Below are 18,319 nucleotides of genomic sequence, written 5' to 3' on the forward strand. Positions count from 1 at the left end.
TTCAGTCCTCCGAACAGTGCTGTTCCATGTGGGCCAGGGTGTCGAGATACACCTTGGCTTGCTCGCGCAGATCGTCTTCCCTGGCCTGCTCGAGCACGTATTCGAAACACAACCGGGCCTTGCCGACCTTGCCCAGGGCCAAGTGACATTGGCCGGTGTACAACATCGGTCGGTAGTCGTTCTTGCCTTGGGCGAAAGCGATGGCATACAGGTCGATTGCTTTCTGGTGGTTTTGCTTGAGTTGGTGCACCGCAGCCAGTCCCATCCAGTAATGGCTGTTGTAGAAGTCGTAGATGCACAGGAAGTGAAAGAACTTCTCGGCATCGTCCAGCCGCCCCTGTTCGTAGAACTGGAAGGCGAAGGCATAGAGACTGCCCATGTGCTCGTCGCTGATGCCTTGCACGTCTTTCAACGCCGCACCACCGAGCATTGCATCGACGACGTCCAGGGCCACCTGCTCGTCTTGTTTGTTATCGCGACTCATCAGCCACACTCCTGAAAAAACGCCAGCGTCGCTGACCGGTGCATTGAGCCAAAACGCCGGCAAGCACGCTGCCAAATTGCGCTCATGCCACTAAAAACCCAGGCCGACGAGACGACTCTTGTGGCAAAGCCGCTTTTGTGGCGAGGGAGCTTGCTCCCGCTGGGGCGCGAAGCGGCCCAAAAAAGCCTGGCGGCACGTTACTTCAGATGGAATGAGTGACCTTTTGGAGGGGGCTGCTGCGCAGCCCAGCGGGAGCAAGCTCCCTCGCCACAGGGTTATTCTTCAATCGAACGGAGTCGCACAATCCTCCTCCCTCGCCACAAGGACCGTGCCTGGCCTCACGCCTGCTCAACCTGCTCAAGCCAGATCAGCAGCCGCAGCACCTCCTCGATTTCCTGCACCTGGAGGAAGCTGTAGCGCTGGTGGGTTTTGAAGATGCGGCGGGCCAAGGTGATGTCGTTGATCACCGGCACCCCCACTTCCTTGGCGTACGCTCGAACCGCCAGGGCGCGCTGGTTGGTTTCCATCAGGGAGATAAACGGCAGCAACGTGATCTCCGGGCGGAAATACACGCCGATGGCAATGTGGGTGGGGTTGGCAATGATCATGCGCGAGCTGCGCACATCGGATTTGACCTGCTCCGACAACAGCTCCATGTGCAAGTCGCGGCGACGGCCCTTGATCTGCGGGTTGCCGTCCTGCTCCTTGTGTTCACGCTTGACCGAATCCTTGTCCATCATCTGGTCTTTCATGAACAACCAGTATTCGCTGAGGGCATCGAGCACGACGATCAGCAGGACGCAGGCCAGGAATGCCAGCACCAACACCAGCAGCAAACGCCCCCAGATCGCGAATAACGCCGGCGCCTGGGCGAACAGTTGGGCGAACAGCAATTGCCGCTGGGTCAGCCAGACAATCCACAGCGCCATGGCGAAACTGCCCAGGTACAACAGCGCCTTGAAGGTGTCCTTGACGGTGCGCAGGCTGAACAGCTTCTTGAAGCCATTGACCGGGTTCAACGCACCCAGATTCAGTTTCAACGCTTCGCTGGCCAAGGCAAAACCGCTTTGCAGCAAGGCCGGCAAGGCACTGGTCAGCACGCACACCAGCAACAACGGCAGCAACGCCTTGAGGCCGACCAGCACCAGCATCGCCGAGTAGGCTTGCAACTCAGTGTCAAAATCGCGGGCGATGATGCGCCGGTAGACCTCCATGATCTCGATCAACGAGCTGTTGAAGACCATGTAGGTGATGCCACACAGGGTCAGGCAGGTGATGACCAGGTCCTTGGCCTTGAACGTCTGTCCTTTGCGCGCCGCATCCCTGAGGCGCTTGGCGGTGGGCTTTTCAGTCTTCGAGGCGCTGGATGACATCTCCGCCCTCCCCGCCATCCAGATACTGCGCCAAGCCGTCGGACAGCATGCCCATGCGCAGCACTTCGTCCGGCAGATGCACGCCGAAATACAGCATCAAGACCACCAGCGCCACCAGGCTCTTGACCGTCAGCGACACCGAAAAAGCATTCATCTGCGGCGCATACCGCGAGAGCAACCCAAGCAGCGCCTCGCTGACCAGCAAGGTCGCCACCACCGGCGCACTGATGACCAGGGTCTTGCTCACCAGTGCATCGAGCAATGAATAGAGTGCAGGCAGGTGCAGCTCACAACTGCTCGCTGGCGCGCAAAGGCGATAACTGTGGCCGACGGTTTCGAGCATCAACAACAGGCCGCCACCTTCGAGATAAACCGCCGCGGCAAACAACTGGAGAAAATTCGCCAACTCCGAGGTGTCGACACCGTTGGCCGGGTCCACCGTGCTGCTGAGCATGGCCCCGCGCTGGTTGTCGATCAGGTTGCCCATGGCATGCAGCACCCAGAACGGCCAGCCCAGCAGCACGCCCAGCAGCACACCAATACCCGCCTCGCGCAGCACCAGACCGGGGAACGCCACGCTGTCGAGGGCTGGCGTAGGCACGCCGACGTAGCGCCAGAAGCCCAGCGCCACCAGCACGATCACCGCCTGGCGCGTGACACCGGTCAGCACGCTGCCATTGAGAAACGGCAACATGAAGAAAATCGGCGCCAGACGCGCCACGCCCAACACCGCCGCAGCGAACCAGGCGTACAGCTCGAAGAACAACGTCAACGACATCGGCCTAACTCAACGCCAGGCGAATGACTTCACGACTGAAATCCAGCAAGGTTTCGCCGTACCAGCCCGAAAGCAGGAACAGGCACGCCGCCACCGCCAACAGCTTGAAGCCAAACGGCAGCGTCTGCTCCTGCAGCTGCGTCACGGTCTGGATCAACCCGACCACCAGGCCGACCACCGTGGCAACGATGATCGGCCAGGCCACCATCAGCAGGATCAGGTACAGGGTTTTGTTGCCGGCATAGACCAGATCGTTCATCGGTGCACCTAGGCCAGCAAGGTCAGGTATTGCTTGACCAGCCCGGTCGACAGCAACGCCCAGCCGTCCAGTGCGACAAACAACACCAGTTTGATCGGCACGGAAATAATCACCGGGCTCATCATCATCATGCCCAGTGCCAGCAGGATGCTGGAGATCACCAGGTCGACGATCACAAAGGGCAGGTACAGATAGAAGCCGATCTTGAAGGCACTTTTGATTTCACTCAGCGCATAGGCCGGCAGCAGCGAAAACAGCGAGGCCTCAACCTCTTCATCGGCAGGCAGGCCCGCGTCGGTTTCAGCCTGGAACGCCTGGGCCCGCTCGAAAAACTGCGCCAGCTCCGGGTCGGTGTACTTGCGCAGGTAATCCTTGTAGCTGCCCAGGCCGTTCTCGGCGAAGTCCACCACCGACGCAATGTCGGTAAAGGTCACCGCCTCGGTCTTGTAGTAGTCATGGCCCTGCTTCATGACCGGCGTCATGACGAAAATCGCCAGCATCAGGGCAATCGCATTGAGCGCCATGTTCGATGGCACCTGCTGCAGGCCCAACGCGTTGCGCACGATGACGAAGACGATGGAGAACTTGATGTAGCAGGTGCCCGCCGCCACCAGGAACGGCAGCAGCGAAGCGAACCCCAGCAGCGCGATCAGCGAGACGTCATTCATCGGCGCCCGCTCGATAGACCTTGAACAACTCGACCCCCAACTGGCCGTCCAACTGCACCAGTTCCCCTTGGGCCACCGGCTTGCCGTTGGCGCGCACCTCGATGTGCCGCGCGGCATCTTCGGCCAACGGGATGAGTTGTCCCTCGATGATGCGCGACAGCGTTGCCAGGTCGGTTTGATGGGTGGCGAGCAGGAATTCCAGGCGCACCGGCAGCGCGCCCAGGTCGATGGCCGCGCCAGACTCCGGCGGCTGCTCTGGATCGGCATCGGTCACAGTCGGTTGCATGTGTAGCCCCTCTTGGGTAAAGGTAAAAGTGCCGAGGCAACGGTCGGCCAGGCAGCACCGTTGAGTGCACTGGACGACGCGCAGGACATCGCCCTCACCCAGGCGTCTGCGGCTGGCAAGACTCAGGTGGCTGACGCCGAGAACCAGTTCCAGGTGCAACGGCAATTCATCCAGCCATGAGTCGGCGTCCAAGCGCTCGCTGGCGAGACGTGCCGGCGGCAGTTGCAGCAACCAAACCCGTCCCCGAGGGGTGTCCAGCCATGGCAGGTCGCGGGTTGGCAATCGCGCCGGGGCGACGCCGTCGATGTCGGACAACGCCCGGTAGTGCAGCTCATCCACCTCCAGCAGCAAGGGACGCGGCGCGGCGCGAAACAATCCGAGGACATTCGTCCACGACGTTTCGCTCGTCAGCAAAGACCGCAACTGTGGAAGCGCGCGATGCAGCCAATCATGGGCCACGATCAGCCCCTGCCACTCGCCGCCGTCACCCTGGGCGCAAAACCGCAAATAGCCGGAGCGCTCTGGCACCTTGCCCAACCCCGCGTCGCGCCCGGCACGCCGCCAGCGTTGAATCGCCTGGGCCTGGGCATGCGCCAAAAGGTCGACCCGCCGTAACTGCAACGCGCTCATGCCGGACGCTCGCCCTGTTCGTCCTGCTCCTCATCCGGCGCCTGATGCGAGCCCTGGCGCGGCTGCTCGCCGCCACTGTCAGCCAGGCGCCAGGCTGGCTCCCGGGCCAGCTCGAAAGGTGCCTTGAGCTGCTCGAGCACCAGGGCATTGCTTGGGCTGAGCGTCAGGTTCCGAGTGGGCTCTTCAGGCAGCCGGCTGATCGTGATCTGTCCACTGGCGGCCCCTCGACTGAACGGTATTTGCAGCAAGCCCCGGCCCGTGTCCGGCAAGGCCTCGACCATGGCCTCAAGCGCTGGCGGCGGCGCTGGCGGTAGCGCTGGTGCAGGCAGCGCCGACGGTGCAACCGGTGACCCATGGCGCGCGCCCTGAAAACTCAACGGCGCTTGGGGCAACTGTTCGTCGATACGGGGGGCCGACCGTGCACGGGGAACAATGACAGGGGCCATTGGTTGCGGCTCGATCGACACCCCATCCCTCGGCACTGTGGCTTTATCGATGACAGCAACAACAGGCTGCAGGCGTTGCGGTAACGGGCGTTGCGTGGGCTCGCTGAACATTGGACCTGCTTGTGGCACAGCCATTGTTTCCCGGGCGGGCAATCGTCTGCCATCGGGTTCAACCGCCCGCGTTTCCCGGGCAATCGGCTGCGCTTCATCACGATCGAGCGCCTGCGTTTCCTGCCCCACGCTCATCGCCTGCCAGGCCGGCACACGGGCGGTTTCCATCGGGGGCCGCTGCTGCCGAACCAGCGCAACCACAAGGTCCAGCACGCCTTGCGGCAGCTCATCCTCCGCCACCGGGATGAGCAGGTCTTGCAGCTCATCCAGCGGGTCTTCGTCGACCGGTTCCAAGGCGTGGACCAGACGGGTTGGTGGCACACAGACCTCTTTCATCGCCGAACTCCAATCAACTCTTCCAGCTCTCGTTCTTCGCGACGCACCGCCTCCAACCGTTGCCCACGCAACAGCTGCTGAACAGCGCGCTCATAGTTGTCGTGTTTGCGTTGCAGCCCGCGCAGTTGTTCGCGCTGCACCTGCAGCTGTTGCTCGACCTGTCGGCGCTGTTGATCCACGCGGTCACGCTCGACGCGCAGCAGATCGATGCGCCGCCGAATGACCGCCTGGGTGCGCAACAGCGCCAACAACTGCCCGTGATCCAGCACACAGTCATTGGCCCGATGGCTGCTCAACAAACGTTGCAGCGCAGCCTCCTGTTCCTCGAAACCGGACTGTTCCTGCAACAGCGGCTGCAACTGACGCTGGACACGCAACAGCGCCTGCTCGCCGCGTTGCCGACGAAACTGACTGAAGGCCAGCAGGCGCCGTCGATCAAGCAATGAGTTCATGCAGGCTCCGCAAGGTTTCATCCGGTTCAACGCATTGATCCGTCGGCTGCCGCAGCCACTGGCTGAGGGCTTCGCGACGTTGCAGCGCGTGGTCATTGGCCGCGTCCACGCCCGGGCTGTACTCACCCATGTCGAGAAACACCTGCAGTTGTTCCAGACGCGCCAGGGTGTCCCGGGTCGCGGCCGCCAGTTGCCGGACCTGTGGCGAGGTGACTTGCGTCGCCACCCGGCTGACGCTGCGCAAGACATCGATGGCCGGGTAGTGCCCCTTGGCAGCCAGGGCCCGGCTGAGGTAGACGTGGCCGTCGAGAATGGAGCGAATCTCCTCGGCGATCGGGTCCGGCTCGTCGTCACTTTCCAGCAGCACCGTGTACCAGGCGGTGATGCTGCCCGACGCGGTCACACCCGGACGTTCGAGCAAGCGCGGCAAGGCATCGAACACCGAGGCCGGATAACCGCGCCGCGCCGGTGCTTCACCGGCCGCCAAGGCCAGGTCGCGGCGAGCGCGGGCGTAGCGCGTCAACGAGTCCAGCAACAACACCACGCGCCGGCCCTGGTCGCGAAAGTACTCGGCAATGGTGGTGGCCTGCAGCGCCGAGTTGCAGCGATCCACCGAGGAAAAATCCGACGTGGCGTACACCACCACGCAACGGGAATGCTGGGGCGACTGGCGCAAATGCTCAATGAACTCGGTCACTTCGCGCCCGCGCTCGCCAATCAGGCCGATCACGAAAACATCCGCGTCGGTGTGTTCGATCAGCATGTTGATCAAGGTGGTTTTGCCGGAGCCGGCGGCGGCAAAAATGCCGATGCGCTGGCCGACACCGCAGGTCAGTAAACCGTCGATGACCCGAATGCCGGTGCGCAAGGGCTCCGCCACCGGGCGCCGTTGCTGGTACGACGGCGGGTCGGCATCCACCGGACAGTCCCGCAAGGCAACCGCTGTCGACGGCGCCAGGCGCTCGACGATAACGCCCTGGGGATCGACCACACTGCCGAGCAAGGCGTCACTGCAGGTCAGTTGCAGGGTCGAACCAGTGGGCACGATCATCGACTCCCGGGACAAGCCTTTCGCCTCGCCCAGCAAACTGAGCAGCACCGCACCAGGCTTGAAGCCGATGACCTGCGCCCGGGCGGCAACCTGGGGCGAACGCCAATGCCGGCGCACTTCACAGATTTCGCCGACCACCACCTCCCGCAGCGCCGCTTCGATCAATGGGCCGCTCAAGCGCAAGGGATGGGCCGCGAGCCGTTCCAGCCGCAGGCTCATCGACGCAGGATGTCCAACAGCCGTTCAATGGCTTGCACGAAGGAATCCAGCGCTTGGGCCAAGTGCTCGGCAGCGTTCAAGGCATAGGCGCTGGCCATAAAACGCAACTCCAGCCGCCCTTCGACTTCGCACAAGTGCAATTGCCCGGTACGGGAAAACGGGTTGCCTTCGAGCAGGAACTGCAGCAGGTCGAAAGCACAATAATTCAATGACGATGGTGTCGCTTCGGCGACCGCTGCCCAGACCCACACATCACCTTCCACCTCAGCCACACTGATATCCGGCAGATTCTTCATCTGCATTTCTATCGTGCTGTGGCTGTCGAAATGCCCTATTTGACTGTCTACGCAGCCGCTGTGTCGCAGCGCTTCGCGTAATAGACCGGCGATATCCGTTGGTACCATTGGCAAAATTTCCTTTAAAGCGTCTTGATGACATTGACCGAGACCGTCTCGGAAACCTCACCGAACGACATCACGTCCAGCTCCCGGAAACGCCCCTCGATCAATTTCTTGATGTAGCGCCGCACATCGACCGAACACAGCAGCACCATGTCCTTGTGGGCGATGTGCACGCTGTCCAGGCCGACACTGAGGCGGTCCATCAGTTCTTCCGATTCGGCCGGTTCCAGGTTGAGGAAACTGCCGCCCGAGGTTTGCCGGATACCCCGGCGCACCACGTCTTCGAACTCCGCCGACAGCAGCAGCACGCGCAGATCGTTGCCCCGGGCAAACTTGTTGCTGATGTAGCGGGCCATGGCGCCGCGAACGTGCTCGACCAGCGCCAGCACATCCTTTTCCCGGGAGGCCCAATGGGCGAGGGTTTCGAGGATCAGCTTCATGTTGCGCACGGAGATGCGCTCGCCGATCAAGCGTTGCAGCACTTCGGCGATCTTCTGCACCGTGACGTGGCGATAGACTTCCTTGAGCAGGTCGGGGTAGCGCGCTTCCATTTCGTCGAGCAGCTGCTTGGTTTCCTGCACGCCGAAAAACTCCTGGATGTTGCGCGCCAGCAGCGTGACCAGGCAGCGATAGCATTCTTCGTCGGCAGGTCGCAGGTGATAGCCCAACTGCTGCACGCGCTCGCGGTCGGCGGCGGTGACCCAGACACCACCGAGGCGATTGCTGTCGTTGCCACGCACCAGGGCAAAGCCCAACGGCTCCAGCTGCGGCGAATAGTCCAGCAGGCGCCAGTGATCGAAATGAATATCGAACTGCTCGGCGCGCACTTCATTGATCAGCACTGCCACTTGATGGGCCGGCAACGCCTCGCTGGCCCGTAGCCGCGGTTCGGGAATGCGCAGCCCGTAATCGACGAAGAACTGGCTGCGAAAGCGCGCCGCCCAACGCTCCTTCTCCAACGCTTGCAGGCGCGCTGGGGGCACCAGTAGCATCAGGGCGATGGTTTCAGTGGCAACGTTGTCGACGTCGTCGAGCAATCCCGATTCACCCTGCGCCGCGCCTGGCTCGGCAGGTTCGCTACGGCTTTCGCCCGGGCTGGCCTGGCGCAAGGACTTGCGGTGGCGCACAAACACCACCAACCCCAGCACACTGGCAATCGAGAGGAAGGTCAGCAGCGGAAAACCGGGCAACAGGCCCACGCCCACCGCCAGCAACGCGGTGACACCGAGCACGAACGGGTTGCCCAGCATCTGGGCAAGCATGTTGCGCCCCAGGTTGCTGTCATCACCGTTGACCCGGGTGACAATGAAGCCGGCACCGATGGCAATCAGCAGCGCGGGGATCTGCGCGACCAGGCCATCGCCGATGGTCAACAGCGTGTAGGTGGACAAGGCCGTGGACATGTCCATGCCCAATTGCCCGACGCCGATAGCCATGCCGCCGATGAAGTTGACGAAGATAATGATGATGCCGGCGATGGCATCGCCCTTGATGAATTTCATCGCCCCGTCGAAAGAACCGTACAACTGGCTTTCACGCTCCAGCACGCTGCGTTTTTCCCGCGCCTGGGCCGCATCGATGGCACCGGCCTTGAGGTCGCCGTCGATACTCATCTGCTTGCCGGGCATGCCGTCCAGGGAAAAGCGCGCCGCCACTTCGGCGACCCGTTCCGAGCCTTTGGTGATCACGATGAACTGGACAATGGTGACGATGGAAAAAATCACGAAACCCACCACCAGGCTTTCGCCGATCACGAAGTCGCCGAACGACGCGATGATCTCGCCGGCATCGGCCTGGCTGAGAATCAGTCGGCTGGTGCTGATCGACAGCGCCAGCCGGAACAAGGTCGTCAACAGCAGCAGCGCCGGGAACGTCGAATAGCTGAGGATCCGTTCGATGTAGAACGAGCCCATGAACACCAACAACGAGATGACGATATTCAGGCCGATAAGAAAATCCACCAGCACCGTCGGCAAGGGGATGATCAGCATGGCGATGATCATCACCATCAAGGTGAGGATCAGCAGTTCCGGGCGCGCGCCGACATTGCGCAAGAACACGTTGAGCATTCAGGCCTGGCTCCGGGACAAGATCATGGGCGGTCACCGGGCAGTCGCTGCTCGATGAGTTCGTGGGCATAGGCGACGTCGGCCAGGCGGGTGAACTGGATGGCCAGGCGTTGCGGCGCCTCTTCATCGGCAAACAGCGGCGTCGGCAATTGCAGGCTGAGCCGACGCACGGCCTGCAACACCGCCGAGCGCTCCCGGTGGGCACTGAGCAACACCCCCTCCCCCAACGCCCCGAGCAACAGCTGGTCGAGGTCATCGGGGTAGGTCAACACGCCGAACATGAACACCAGCCAGTCGGCCTCGTGGGGGTTATGCCGGCAGAGCAGTGCATCGCCGAGCACGGCGCCGATAAACAGCGCATCGGCCGAGCGCAGGCGCTTGAGGTCGGTGACCCGGGTCAACAGTTGGCCGAACTCGATGCGTGAGCAACTGGGGTCCTGGGCGCTGATGTCGGTCAGCAGCGCGGCTTCGATGAAGGCCAGCACATTCGTGCGCTGTGCCGGGCCGTACAGGGCAATCCAGTCCTGGTAGCAACTGAGCGGGCCTTCGTCGGACTCGAGAAAATCCCGGTAGGTCTCGCGCAGCAAACCGGCCCGCACCGCCATGCTCCTGCCGAACATTCTGGCCTTGAGCGCCGCGTTGATCCCGGCGTTCATGCGCTTGGGCGAACCTTGGGCAACCACCGTCTGCAACAGCGTTTCGAGCCGCTGGCGGGTGCGGGTTTCCAGGTTCCGGCGGCGCAACAACGCCCGCAGCACCAGCGCCAAGTCGCTGTCGTCGGGGAACAGGCTGCGCGCCATTTGCAGCAACCAGGCCACGGGCTTGTCCGCCAGCCGCGCCAGGCTCAGCACCTGTCGTGCCTTGGGTACGGTGTCGTCCTCGAGCACGCGTTCGAAGGTGTCGGTCAGCGTCTCGGACTTGAGTTCGAACAAGCGCCGGCCACGGAACTGCGTCAGCGCCGCCGACAGCTCGTCGCTGATCTGCACGATGCGCTGCGCCACCGCCGCCGTTGCGCTGTCGTCCAGCCCCGCCTCGGCGTCGACTTGCGGTTGTGGATGTTCGGCGGCCTTCTCGGCGTTCAGCCGCGCCTGGGCAACCCGGCCACCGCTGGAAACCGTTGGCAGGATCATCGCTCTGACATCCGGAAGTACATTCGACGCACACGTTCGTGCTGCTCGGGAGTCAGCAACGGCATGCCCGTCTCCACGGGTTCAAGGGCGTCGCGGATTTCCTTGGGCTGGATCAGGAACACCCGCACCGTGTTGGCCGAGCGGTCCTGGCGATAGCTGAACAAGCGGCCGATCCACGGAATCGATCCCAACACTGGCACGCGTCCGATCTGCTCGCCATGGTCATCACGGGTGAAACCGCCCACCAGCAGGCTCTTGCCCTGGGGCACCCGCGCCACGGTACTGATGCGCGTGCGTCCGACCGTCGGCAACGCACTCTGTTGCTCACCCCGGCCGGGGTTCTCGACTTCGTTGCCGTCCTCGATATTGAGCGACATCTCGATCTCGTCCGCCTGGGCGAAACGCGGCAGTACGCTGACCAGCGTGCCGTAGGTGATGTGCTGCAGGTCAACGCTGCGCTCCCCCACCAGCGGGGCGTAGAACGTGCGGTTGTTGTCGAAGATCGCCGGCACGTTTTCCTGCGTCAGGATCACCGGTCGCGAGACCACGTTCGCCCGGTGGGTGCGCTCCAGCGCCATGACCTGGGTCACGAACGAGGCGCCGTCGAGGGTGGTGGCCGAACCGGCGTTGAGCGAGGCACTGAATTGCCCGCCGGACTTCACCGCGCCTTGCCAGTTGATACCCAACTGATTGAGTTCATCCTTGTGCAGATCGATGATCCACAGCGACAGCTCGACATGGCGTTTCGGCGTGTCCAGGGCATTGACCAGGTTCTCGATAAAGCGCACCTGCTCGGGCAGCCCCTTGACCAACAGGCTGTTGGTGTCCGGGTAGGCGACCACCCGAATGTTGCCGGCGGCCACCTCGCGCGCAATGATTCGCGGTGCCGTCGGGTCCTGGTCCGAAGAGCTGTTCGCCAGGCCTTCGAGGGGAAACACCGGCATCGCGCCTCGTGGCTGCTGGGTGGAAGGTTGGGCCACCGTTGGCTCGACCTGCTGCTTCTCGCCGCGCAACAGCGCTTCGATCACGGTGGCCAGCCCGGGAATGGTCACCTTGTCGTCGCGCAGCTCATATTTACGGTCGCTGACGAAGGTGTTGCGCACATGGATGACGCCAATCTGCTGCTTGCCCAGCAACAGCTCCGAGCGCTGGTTGTCCATCAACCCGGCCGCTTGCACCACCAGGTCGACATACATCGGCGGACCCGACACATGGAAGGTCCGCAAACCGTCGTGGCGCAGCGGATAACGCGCATCGTGCAAGCCCGAACGCCCCAGGAACGCCTGGAGCTTGGCGACGGTCAGGGTCTGCAGCGACATCATCGCGCTCTTGATTTCCGAGGCGTCATACAAATAGATCGCCTGGCCATCGCTGTACCAGATCAACCCCATCTGCACGCTGACTCGCTCGAAGGTCCGTTGCGGCGTGCGCAGGTCGAACGTACCGCCAATGCGCTTGGCCGCCGCGGCCTTGCTGACGATCACCGGCTTGCCCAATGACCCGGACAGCTCGCTGAAAAAGGTCCGCGCGCTCTGTTCGCGAGCCTCGAAGGTATAGACATCGGCCCTTGCGGCACCGGATGCGAGCAGCATCACAGCACTAAGGCAGACGAATAAAAGGGATGGGGATAACGGTTGGCGGCTCATCGGCTCACTTGCCTGGAAGGTAGGTGATATCCGCCAGGCTGCTGGGTGCGAAACCCACCAGTTCGCGGATCTCCTTGGAAAAATGTGACGACGAAGCAAAGCCGAACTCCAGCGCGACATCGGTCAACGAGCCGTCCTGAAGGCTCATGTTCAACAGCGCCTGGGCCGTGCGCCAGCCACGCAAGGCCGGCTTGGCGGCAGAGCCCAGGGCTTGGCGACAGAGCCTGCGAAAATGCGAAACCGATACGCCGTAGCGTTGCGCCAGCGTGTTCAGTTTTTCGCTGTGGGTGCCTTGCTCCAGAAGGAAACGCACGAGCCCGTAGCTCTCGTGATGACGCAACAGACGAGCAACGGCGTGATAGGCCGCGGCACCGTCCATCGCCTGGCCGATGTACCAGCGTTCGAGCCGTTGCGGCGAACGGACGGTTTCGCCCGCCACCGGCAACAAGGCCCATGGCTCCGCGTGCAGCCGTTGCCCGGCATCCACCAGGACATCGCTCATGTCCAGGAACGCCTGCAGCTTGACCAACGTCGCTTCGCAAACCGGCGTGACATGCAACTCGCCGCCACTCAAGCGTAGCGAATCGCTCTGCACCACCAAACCCTCCCAACCGACGGGCAGGCAGTGACTGCGGCCCAACCGCCCGGCGCTCAGTTGAACCTGGGCCCGGGCCACGCGCAGGTGCAGCACGCGCTCACCCAGATCGGGCAATGCCGTGGCGCGAATTGTTGTGTCCTGCATGCCGTCTCCTTTGCTACGTGGCGTTGGAAGGACCGACAGGATGAAAGACCCGATGCCTGGAATCTTGATGGGAAGGTGATGAGAGCTCGGCTGGCATATGCCTTGCACCATTACTGCTCATCGGCGCCGGTGCCAAAGGCCAAATGAGTGCCAGACTGATTAAGTGGAAGGTGATGCGCGATGAATGAAGTTCCAGCCAACCCCCTGGCCTGGGTCAACGGCAGCGATGCCCCGGAAAAGAGCGCGGTCAACCTCGGGTTCATGGCCTTGAGCGACTGCGCCCCGGTCGTCGTGGCCGCTACCCAGGGCTTCGCCCAGCCCTATGGCCTGACCCTGAACCTCAAGCGCCAGGCGTCCTGGGCCAACCTGCGCGACAAGCTGGTCAGCGGTGAAATCGATGCCGCCCACAGCCTGTATGGCCTGATCTACGCGGTGCACCTGGGCATCGGCGGGGTCGCGGCGAGCGACATGGCCGTGCTGATGGGGCTGAACCAGAACGGCCAGAGCATCAACCTGTCCCATGGCTTGCAGGCCCAAGGCGTGACCAGTCCTGAAGCACTGGAACGGCACGTGCACCAAACTCGCCCGAAACTGACCTTCGCCCAGACTTTCCCCACCGGCACCCACGCCATGTGGCTCTATTACTGGCTCGCCGCCCAGGGCATCCACCCGTTGTCGGATGTCGACAGCGTGGTCGTGCCTCCGCCGCAAATGATCGCGCACCTGCAAGCCGGGCGTATCGACGGGTTTTGCGTCGGCGAGCCCTGGTGCGCCAGCGCGGTGAAGCAGAACCTCGGTTTCACCCTGGCGACCACCCAGACCATCTGGCCCGATCACCCGGAAAAAGTCCTCGGTTGCACCCGCGCGTTCGTCGAGCAATACCCCAATACCGCCCGGGCCCTGGTGATGGCGATCCTCGAAGCCAGCCGCTTCATCGAACAAAGCAGCGAAAACCGTCGCAGCACCGCGCAACTGTTGACTGCGCCCGAATACCTCGACGCCCCGCTGGACTGCATCGAGCCGCGCCTGCTGGGGATTTATGCCGACGGCTTGGGCAACAGCTGGCAGGATCCCCACGCCATGCGCTTTCATGGCAACGGCGAGGTGAACCTGCCGTACCTGTCGGACGGCATGTGGTTCATGACCCAGTTCCGCCGCTGGGGCCTGCTGCGCGAAGACCCGGATTACCTGGCCGTGGCCCAGGGCGTCCAGCAACTCAAGCTGTACCGCGAAGCCTGCGCGGCGCTCGACATCGCGTCCCCGCGCCAGGACATGCGCAGCAGCCAACTGATCGACGGCACCACCTGGGACGGCTCGGACCCGGCCGGGTACGCCCGCAGCTTCAAACTGCACGCCTTGAGCGATGCGGCTCCCCTTCTCGCCAGCCGCTGACAGGAGCCACGACCATGCTGCGTATCCTGCTGATCAACGACACCGCGAAAAAAGTCGGTCGCCTCAAGGCTGCCCTGATTGAGGCCGGGTTCGAAGTGATCGACGAGTCCGGCCTGACCATCGACCTGCCAGCGCGCGTCGAAACGGTGCGTCCGGACGTGATCCTGATCGATACCGAGTCACCCGGGCGCGATGTGATGGAGCAGGTGGTGCTGGTCAGTCGCGACCAGCCACGACCGATCGTCATGTTTACCGACGAGCACGACCCCAATGTGATGCGCCAGGCGATCAAGTCGGGCGTCAGCGCCTACATCGTCGAAGGCATCCACGCCGCGCGCCTGCAACCGATCCTCGACGTGGCCATGGCCCGCTTCGAAAGCGACCAGGCCCTGCGCGCCCAACTCCTGGCCCGGGACCAGCAACTGGCCGAACGCAAGCGCATCGAACTGGCCAAGGGCATGCTGATGAAGATGAAGGAATGCAACGAGGAACAGGCCTACACCCTGATGCGCCGCCAGGCCATGAGCCGCCAGCAGAAACTGATCCAGGTGGCGGAGCAGATCATTGCCATGAATGAGCTGCTGGGCTGAAAGCCTTGTAGCGCCAGCCCTACTAATGATCGTTCCCACGCTCTGCGTGGGAATGCCGCCAGGGACGCTCCGCGTTCCGCTTCACAAGGTGACGCAGAGCGTCACGAGATGCATTCCCACGCAGAGCGTAGGAACGATCATGACAGACCTGGCACAGATCTCGCTTAAGCAAACCCACAGGTAACCAACGGCGGTTGCCCCACCTACGACAAAGACGTCGCACACCCTTCTTGCCTCTCTGGCGATCCGGGTTGCGGCGTTTTTTTGTTTTGGCCCTTCGGGACCGGTGGTGCGACCACAGACGGCGCACTGCTCAAAGCACTGACTCATTTCTCGAGACTTTTACAGCTGAGGTGCGCGATGAATTCAAGCTTCTGGAAATCCGGCCATACCCCGACTCTGTTCGCGGCCTTCCTCTACTTCGACCTGAGCTTCATGGTCTGGTACCTGCTCGGTCCACTGGCGGTACAGATCTCTGCCGACCTGCACCTGACCACCCAGCAACGCGGCCTGATGGTCGCGACGCCGATCCTGGCTGGCGCCGTGCTGCGCTTGTTCATGGGTCTGCTGGCCGACCGGATCTCGCCAAAAACCGCCGGCATGGTGGGCCAGGTGATCGTGATCAGTGCGCTGTTCTGCGCCTGGAAACTGGGCATCCACAGCTACGAACAAGCCCTGCTGCTCGGCCTGTTCCTGGGCGTGGCCGGCGCTTCATTCGCCGTGGCCCTGCCGCTGGCCTCCCAGTGGTATCCGCCACAGCATCAGGGCAAGGCCATGGGCATCGCCGGGGCCGGTAACTCGGGCACCGTGCTCGCGGCACTGATCGCACCGGTCATGGCCGTGGCCTTCGGCTGGACCAACGTGTTCGGCTTCGCGCTGATCCCGCTGGTGCTGACCCTGGTCATCTTCGCCTGGTTGGCCAAGAACGCCCCCGAGCGGCCAAAAGCCAAATCCATGGCCGACTACCTCAAGGCCCTGGGTGACCGCGACAGCTGGTGGTTCATGTTCTTCTACAGCGTGACCTTCGGCGGCTTCATCGGCCTGGCCAGCGCCCTGCCCGGCTACTTCAACGACCAATATGGCCTGAGCCCGGTCACCGCTGGCTACTACACCGCCGCCTGCGTCTTCGGTGGCAGCCTGATGCGTCCATTGGGCGGCGCCCTGGCGGACCGTTTCGGCGGCATCCGCACCTTGCTGGGCATGTACACCGTAGCGGCCGTCTGCATCGCCGCAGTGGGTTTCAACCTGCCAAGCTCCTACGCCGCCCTGGCCCTGTTCGTCTGCACCATGCTCGGTTTGGGTGCGGGCAACGGCGCGGTGTTCCAACTGGTGCCACAACGCTTCCGCCGCGAGATCGGCGTGATGACCGGCCTGATCGGTATGGCCGGCGGCATCGGCGGCTTCGCCCTGGCGGCGGGCATGGGCGCGATCAAGCAAAGCACCGGTAGCTATCAACTGGCACTGTGGTTGTTTGCCAGCCTCGGCGTCCTGGCCTGGTTCGGCCTGCACGGCGTCAAGCGTCGCTGGAGAACCACTTGGGGTTCGGCAGCTGTCACCGCTGCTCGGGTATAAGCTGCAACCATGAGCCTGCAATTGAGTTTCGCCGAAGCCAGTGCCATCGGACCGCGGGAGGAAAACCAGGACGCCCTGCGCCTGGTCACCCCCGCCCCGGCCCTGGCCGCCAGCAAGGGTTACCTGTTCGCCATCGCCGACGGCGTGAGCCAATGCGCCGATGGCGGACTGGCCGCCCGTTCGACCTTGCAAGCGCTGGCCCTGGACTACTACTCCACGCCGCAGACCTGGGGCGTGGCCCAGGCGCTGGACCGGCTGTTGCTGGCGCAGAACCGCTGGCTGCAAGCCAACGGCGGCGGGCAACCGCTGCTCACCACCGTCAGCGCCCTGGTCCTGCGGGGCCGGCGCTTCACCCTCGCGCATGTCGGCGATTGCCGGGTCTACCGCTGGCACGCCGATCACCTGCAACGGGTCAGTGAGGATCACGTCTGGGAACAGCAAGGCATGCAACATGTGCTCAAGCGCGCCCTGGGACTTGATCAACACCTGATCCTCGACTTCCTCGACGGTGAACTGCGCACCGACGAAACCTTCGTATTGCTCAGCGACGGTGTCTGGGCAGTCCTGGGGGACACGGCCATCGCCGGCATCCTGCGCGACCAACCGGACCTGGGCCTGGCCGCGCAAACGCTGGTCAACGCCGCGCACCTGGCCGGTAGCCAGGACAACGCCAGCGCCTTGTTGGTGCGGGTCGATGCCGTGGGTGAAGCCAGCATCGGCGATGCCCTGATCCAGTTGCAGCAATGGCCCCTGCCGCCTGCGCTGAAACCGGGCCAGGTGTTCGAGGGCTGGCAGATCGAAAGCCTGCTCGGCCATAGTCAGCAATCGTTGCTCTACCGGGTACGCGACGGCCAGGGCCAACCCTGGCTGCTGAAAACCTTGCCCGTGCAGCTACGGGACGATAGCCGCGCTGGGCAGGCCTTGCTCTCGGAGGAATGGTTTCTCAAGCGCGTCGCCGGGCGGCAGTTTCCCGAGGTCCATGGTGTTCCCCAGCGCCAGCATTTGTACTACGTGATGCGAGAATATCCGGGTGCGACCCTGGCCGAGCTGTTCCACCAGGCCGGGCCGCTACCCCTGGCCCAGTGGTTGGACCTGGCGCAACGGCTGGTGCGGGCGGTAGGCCTGTTGCATCGAAGGCAGATCTACCATCGCGACATCAAGCCGGAAAACCTGCACCTGGGCGACGACGGGGAATTGCGCCTGCTGGATTTCGGCCTGGCCTACTGCCCGGGCCTGTCCGAGGACCAGGCCAACGTCTTGCCCGGCACCCCCAGCTACATAGCTCCGGAAGCTTTCGGCGGCACCGCACCCACGGCGCAGCAGGATTTGTATGCCGTCGGCGTGACCTTGTATTTCCTCCTGACCGGGCACTATCCCTACGGCGAAATCGAAGCCTTCCAACGCCCGCGCTTTGGCGTGCCGGTCAGTGCCAGCCGCTATCGGCCAGACCTGCCCGAATGGCTCGGGCAAAGCCTGGACCGCGCCGTCGCAGCGGATCCGGAGCAGCGTTTTGAAACCGCCGAGGAATGGTTGTTGCTGCTGGAACAGGGCGAGCGCCGCAGCTTGAGCGTCAGGCCCAGGCCGTTGCTGGAAAGAGAGCCGCTGAAGGTCTGGCGGACGTTGGCGCTGGTGTCGTTGGTGGTGAATCTGGTGCTGTTGTTTCTAGTGTTTCACTCATAACAAC

General features: G+C 63.2%; 18 protein-coding genes. 4 read left to right on the top strand and 14 right to left on the bottom strand.

Annotated elements, in window-relative coordinates; genetic code table 11:
- Position 1: 1 nt before the first annotated feature.
- The 14 genes from sicA to AB4Z20_RS01750 all read right to left on the bottom strand — a co-directional run bounded on the left by sicA (position 2) and on the right by AB4Z20_RS01750 (position 13,081).
- Positions 2–484, bottom strand: a complete 483-nt coding sequence (sicA, locus tag AB4Z20_RS01685) for a type III secretion system translocator chaperone SicA (protein ID WP_442089200.1) — start codon at positions 482–484, stop codon at positions 2–4.
- Positions 485–822: 338 nt separating this feature from the next.
- The gene (locus tag AB4Z20_RS01690) at positions 823–1,857 is read right to left on the bottom strand and encodes an EscU/YscU/HrcU family type III secretion system export apparatus switch protein (protein WP_442089201.1); all 1,035 of its coding nucleotides are present in this window, start codon (positions 1,855–1,857) and stop codon (positions 823–825) included.
- Entirely contained in the window at positions 1,832–2,635 is an 804-nt protein-coding gene (gene sctT, locus AB4Z20_RS01695) for a type III secretion system export apparatus subunit SctT (RefSeq protein ID WP_442089202.1), read from the bottom strand. Before sctT ends, AB4Z20_RS01690 begins: the two co-directional genes overlap by 26 nt.
- A gap of 4 nt (positions 2,636–2,639) precedes the next feature.
- The gene (locus AB4Z20_RS01700) at positions 2,640–2,894 is read right to left on the bottom strand and encodes an EscS/YscS/HrcS family type III secretion system export apparatus protein (protein ID WP_014337351.1); all 255 of its coding nucleotides are present in this window, start codon (positions 2,892–2,894) and stop codon (positions 2,640–2,642) included.
- 8 nt (positions 2,895–2,902) lie between these two features.
- Positions 2,903–3,562 (bottom strand): EscR/YscR/HrcR family type III secretion system export apparatus protein, encoded by a 660-nt coding sequence (locus tag AB4Z20_RS01705; RefSeq protein WP_024618104.1) that lies wholly within the window; start codon positions 3,560–3,562, stop codon positions 2,903–2,905.
- Positions 3,555–4,478, bottom strand: a complete 924-nt coding sequence (locus AB4Z20_RS01710; RefSeq protein ID WP_442089203.1) for a FliM/FliN family flagellar motor switch protein — start codon at positions 4,476–4,478, stop codon at positions 3,555–3,557. The genes AB4Z20_RS01705 and AB4Z20_RS01710 overlap by 8 nt, the downstream gene beginning before the upstream one ends.
- Positions 4,475–5,371 carry a SpaN/EivJ family type III secretion system needle length determinant gene (locus AB4Z20_RS01715; RefSeq protein ID WP_442089204.1) on the bottom strand — a complete coding sequence of 299 codons (897 nt, stop codon included), beginning with the start codon at positions 5,369–5,371 and terminating at the stop codon, positions 4,475–4,477. The genes AB4Z20_RS01710 and AB4Z20_RS01715 overlap by 4 nt, the downstream gene beginning before the upstream one ends.
- Positions 5,368–5,823 carry a type III secretion protein gene (locus AB4Z20_RS01720; protein ID WP_214508857.1) on the bottom strand — a complete coding sequence of 152 codons (456 nt, stop codon included), beginning with the start codon at positions 5,821–5,823 and terminating at the stop codon, positions 5,368–5,370. The genes AB4Z20_RS01715 and AB4Z20_RS01720 overlap by 4 nt, the downstream gene beginning before the upstream one ends.
- Positions 5,807–7,093, bottom strand: a complete 1,287-nt coding sequence (sctN, locus tag AB4Z20_RS01725; RefSeq protein ID WP_442089205.1) for a type III secretion system ATPase SctN — start codon at positions 7,091–7,093, stop codon at positions 5,807–5,809. Before sctN ends, AB4Z20_RS01720 begins: the two co-directional genes overlap by 17 nt.
- A complete protein-coding gene (locus AB4Z20_RS01730) occupies positions 7,090–7,497 on the bottom strand; it encodes an Invasion protein B family (protein WP_442089206.1) in 408 nt (135 codons plus the stop codon). Before AB4Z20_RS01730 ends, sctN begins: the two co-directional genes overlap by 4 nt.
- A 14-nt stretch (positions 7,498–7,511) precedes the next feature.
- Complete coding sequence (locus tag AB4Z20_RS01735; RefSeq protein ID WP_442089207.1) at positions 7,512–9,563, bottom strand: EscV/YscV/HrcV family type III secretion system export apparatus protein; 2,052 nt, start codon at positions 9,561–9,563, stop codon at positions 7,512–7,514.
- 23 nt (positions 9,564–9,586) lie between these two features.
- Positions 9,587–10,693, bottom strand: a complete 1,107-nt coding sequence (gene sctW / locus AB4Z20_RS01740) for a type III secretion system gatekeeper subunit SctW (protein ID WP_258690657.1) — start codon at positions 10,691–10,693, stop codon at positions 9,587–9,589.
- The gene (gene sctC / locus AB4Z20_RS01745; protein ID WP_442089208.1) at positions 10,690–12,285 is read right to left on the bottom strand and encodes a type III secretion system outer membrane ring subunit SctC; all 1,596 of its coding nucleotides are present in this window, start codon (positions 12,283–12,285) and stop codon (positions 10,690–10,692) included. The genes sctW and sctC overlap by 4 nt, the downstream gene beginning before the upstream one ends.
- 58 nt (positions 12,286–12,343) lie before the next feature.
- A complete protein-coding gene (locus tag AB4Z20_RS01750) occupies positions 12,344–13,081 on the bottom strand; it encodes a helix-turn-helix domain-containing protein (RefSeq protein WP_253472798.1) in 738 nt (245 codons plus the stop codon).
- A gap of 180 nt (positions 13,082–13,261) precedes the next feature.
- Here AB4Z20_RS01750 and AB4Z20_RS01755 point away from each other — a divergent pair, with 180 nt between their 5' ends.
- The 4 genes from AB4Z20_RS01755 (at position 13,262) to AB4Z20_RS01770 (ending at position 18,315) form a co-directional block, all read left to right on the top strand.
- The gene (locus tag AB4Z20_RS01755) at positions 13,262–14,473 is read left to right on the top strand and encodes a CmpA/NrtA family ABC transporter substrate-binding protein (RefSeq protein WP_253472795.1); all 1,212 of its coding nucleotides are present in this window, start codon (positions 13,262–13,264) and stop codon (positions 14,471–14,473) included.
- 14 nt (positions 14,474–14,487) lie between these two features.
- Complete coding sequence (locus AB4Z20_RS01760) at positions 14,488–15,063, top strand: ANTAR domain-containing response regulator (protein ID WP_003199539.1); 576 nt, start codon at positions 14,488–14,490, stop codon at positions 15,061–15,063.
- 360 nt (positions 15,064–15,423) lie between these two features.
- Entirely contained in the window at positions 15,424–16,635 is a 1,212-nt protein-coding gene (locus AB4Z20_RS01765) for a nitrate/nitrite transporter (RefSeq protein ID WP_253472792.1), read from the top strand.
- 9 nt (positions 16,636–16,644) lie between these two features.
- Positions 16,645–18,315, top strand: coding sequence for a bifunctional protein-serine/threonine kinase/phosphatase (locus AB4Z20_RS01770; RefSeq protein ID WP_258690654.1), 1,671 nt, complete (start codon positions 16,645–16,647; stop codon positions 18,313–18,315).
- Positions 18,316–18,319 lie beyond the last annotated feature (4 nt).

It is taken from the genome of Pseudomonas sp. KB_12, from assembly GCF_052114545.1.
Classification (GTDB): Bacteria; Pseudomonadota; Gammaproteobacteria; order Pseudomonadales; family Pseudomonadaceae; genus Aquipseudomonas; species Aquipseudomonas brassicacearum.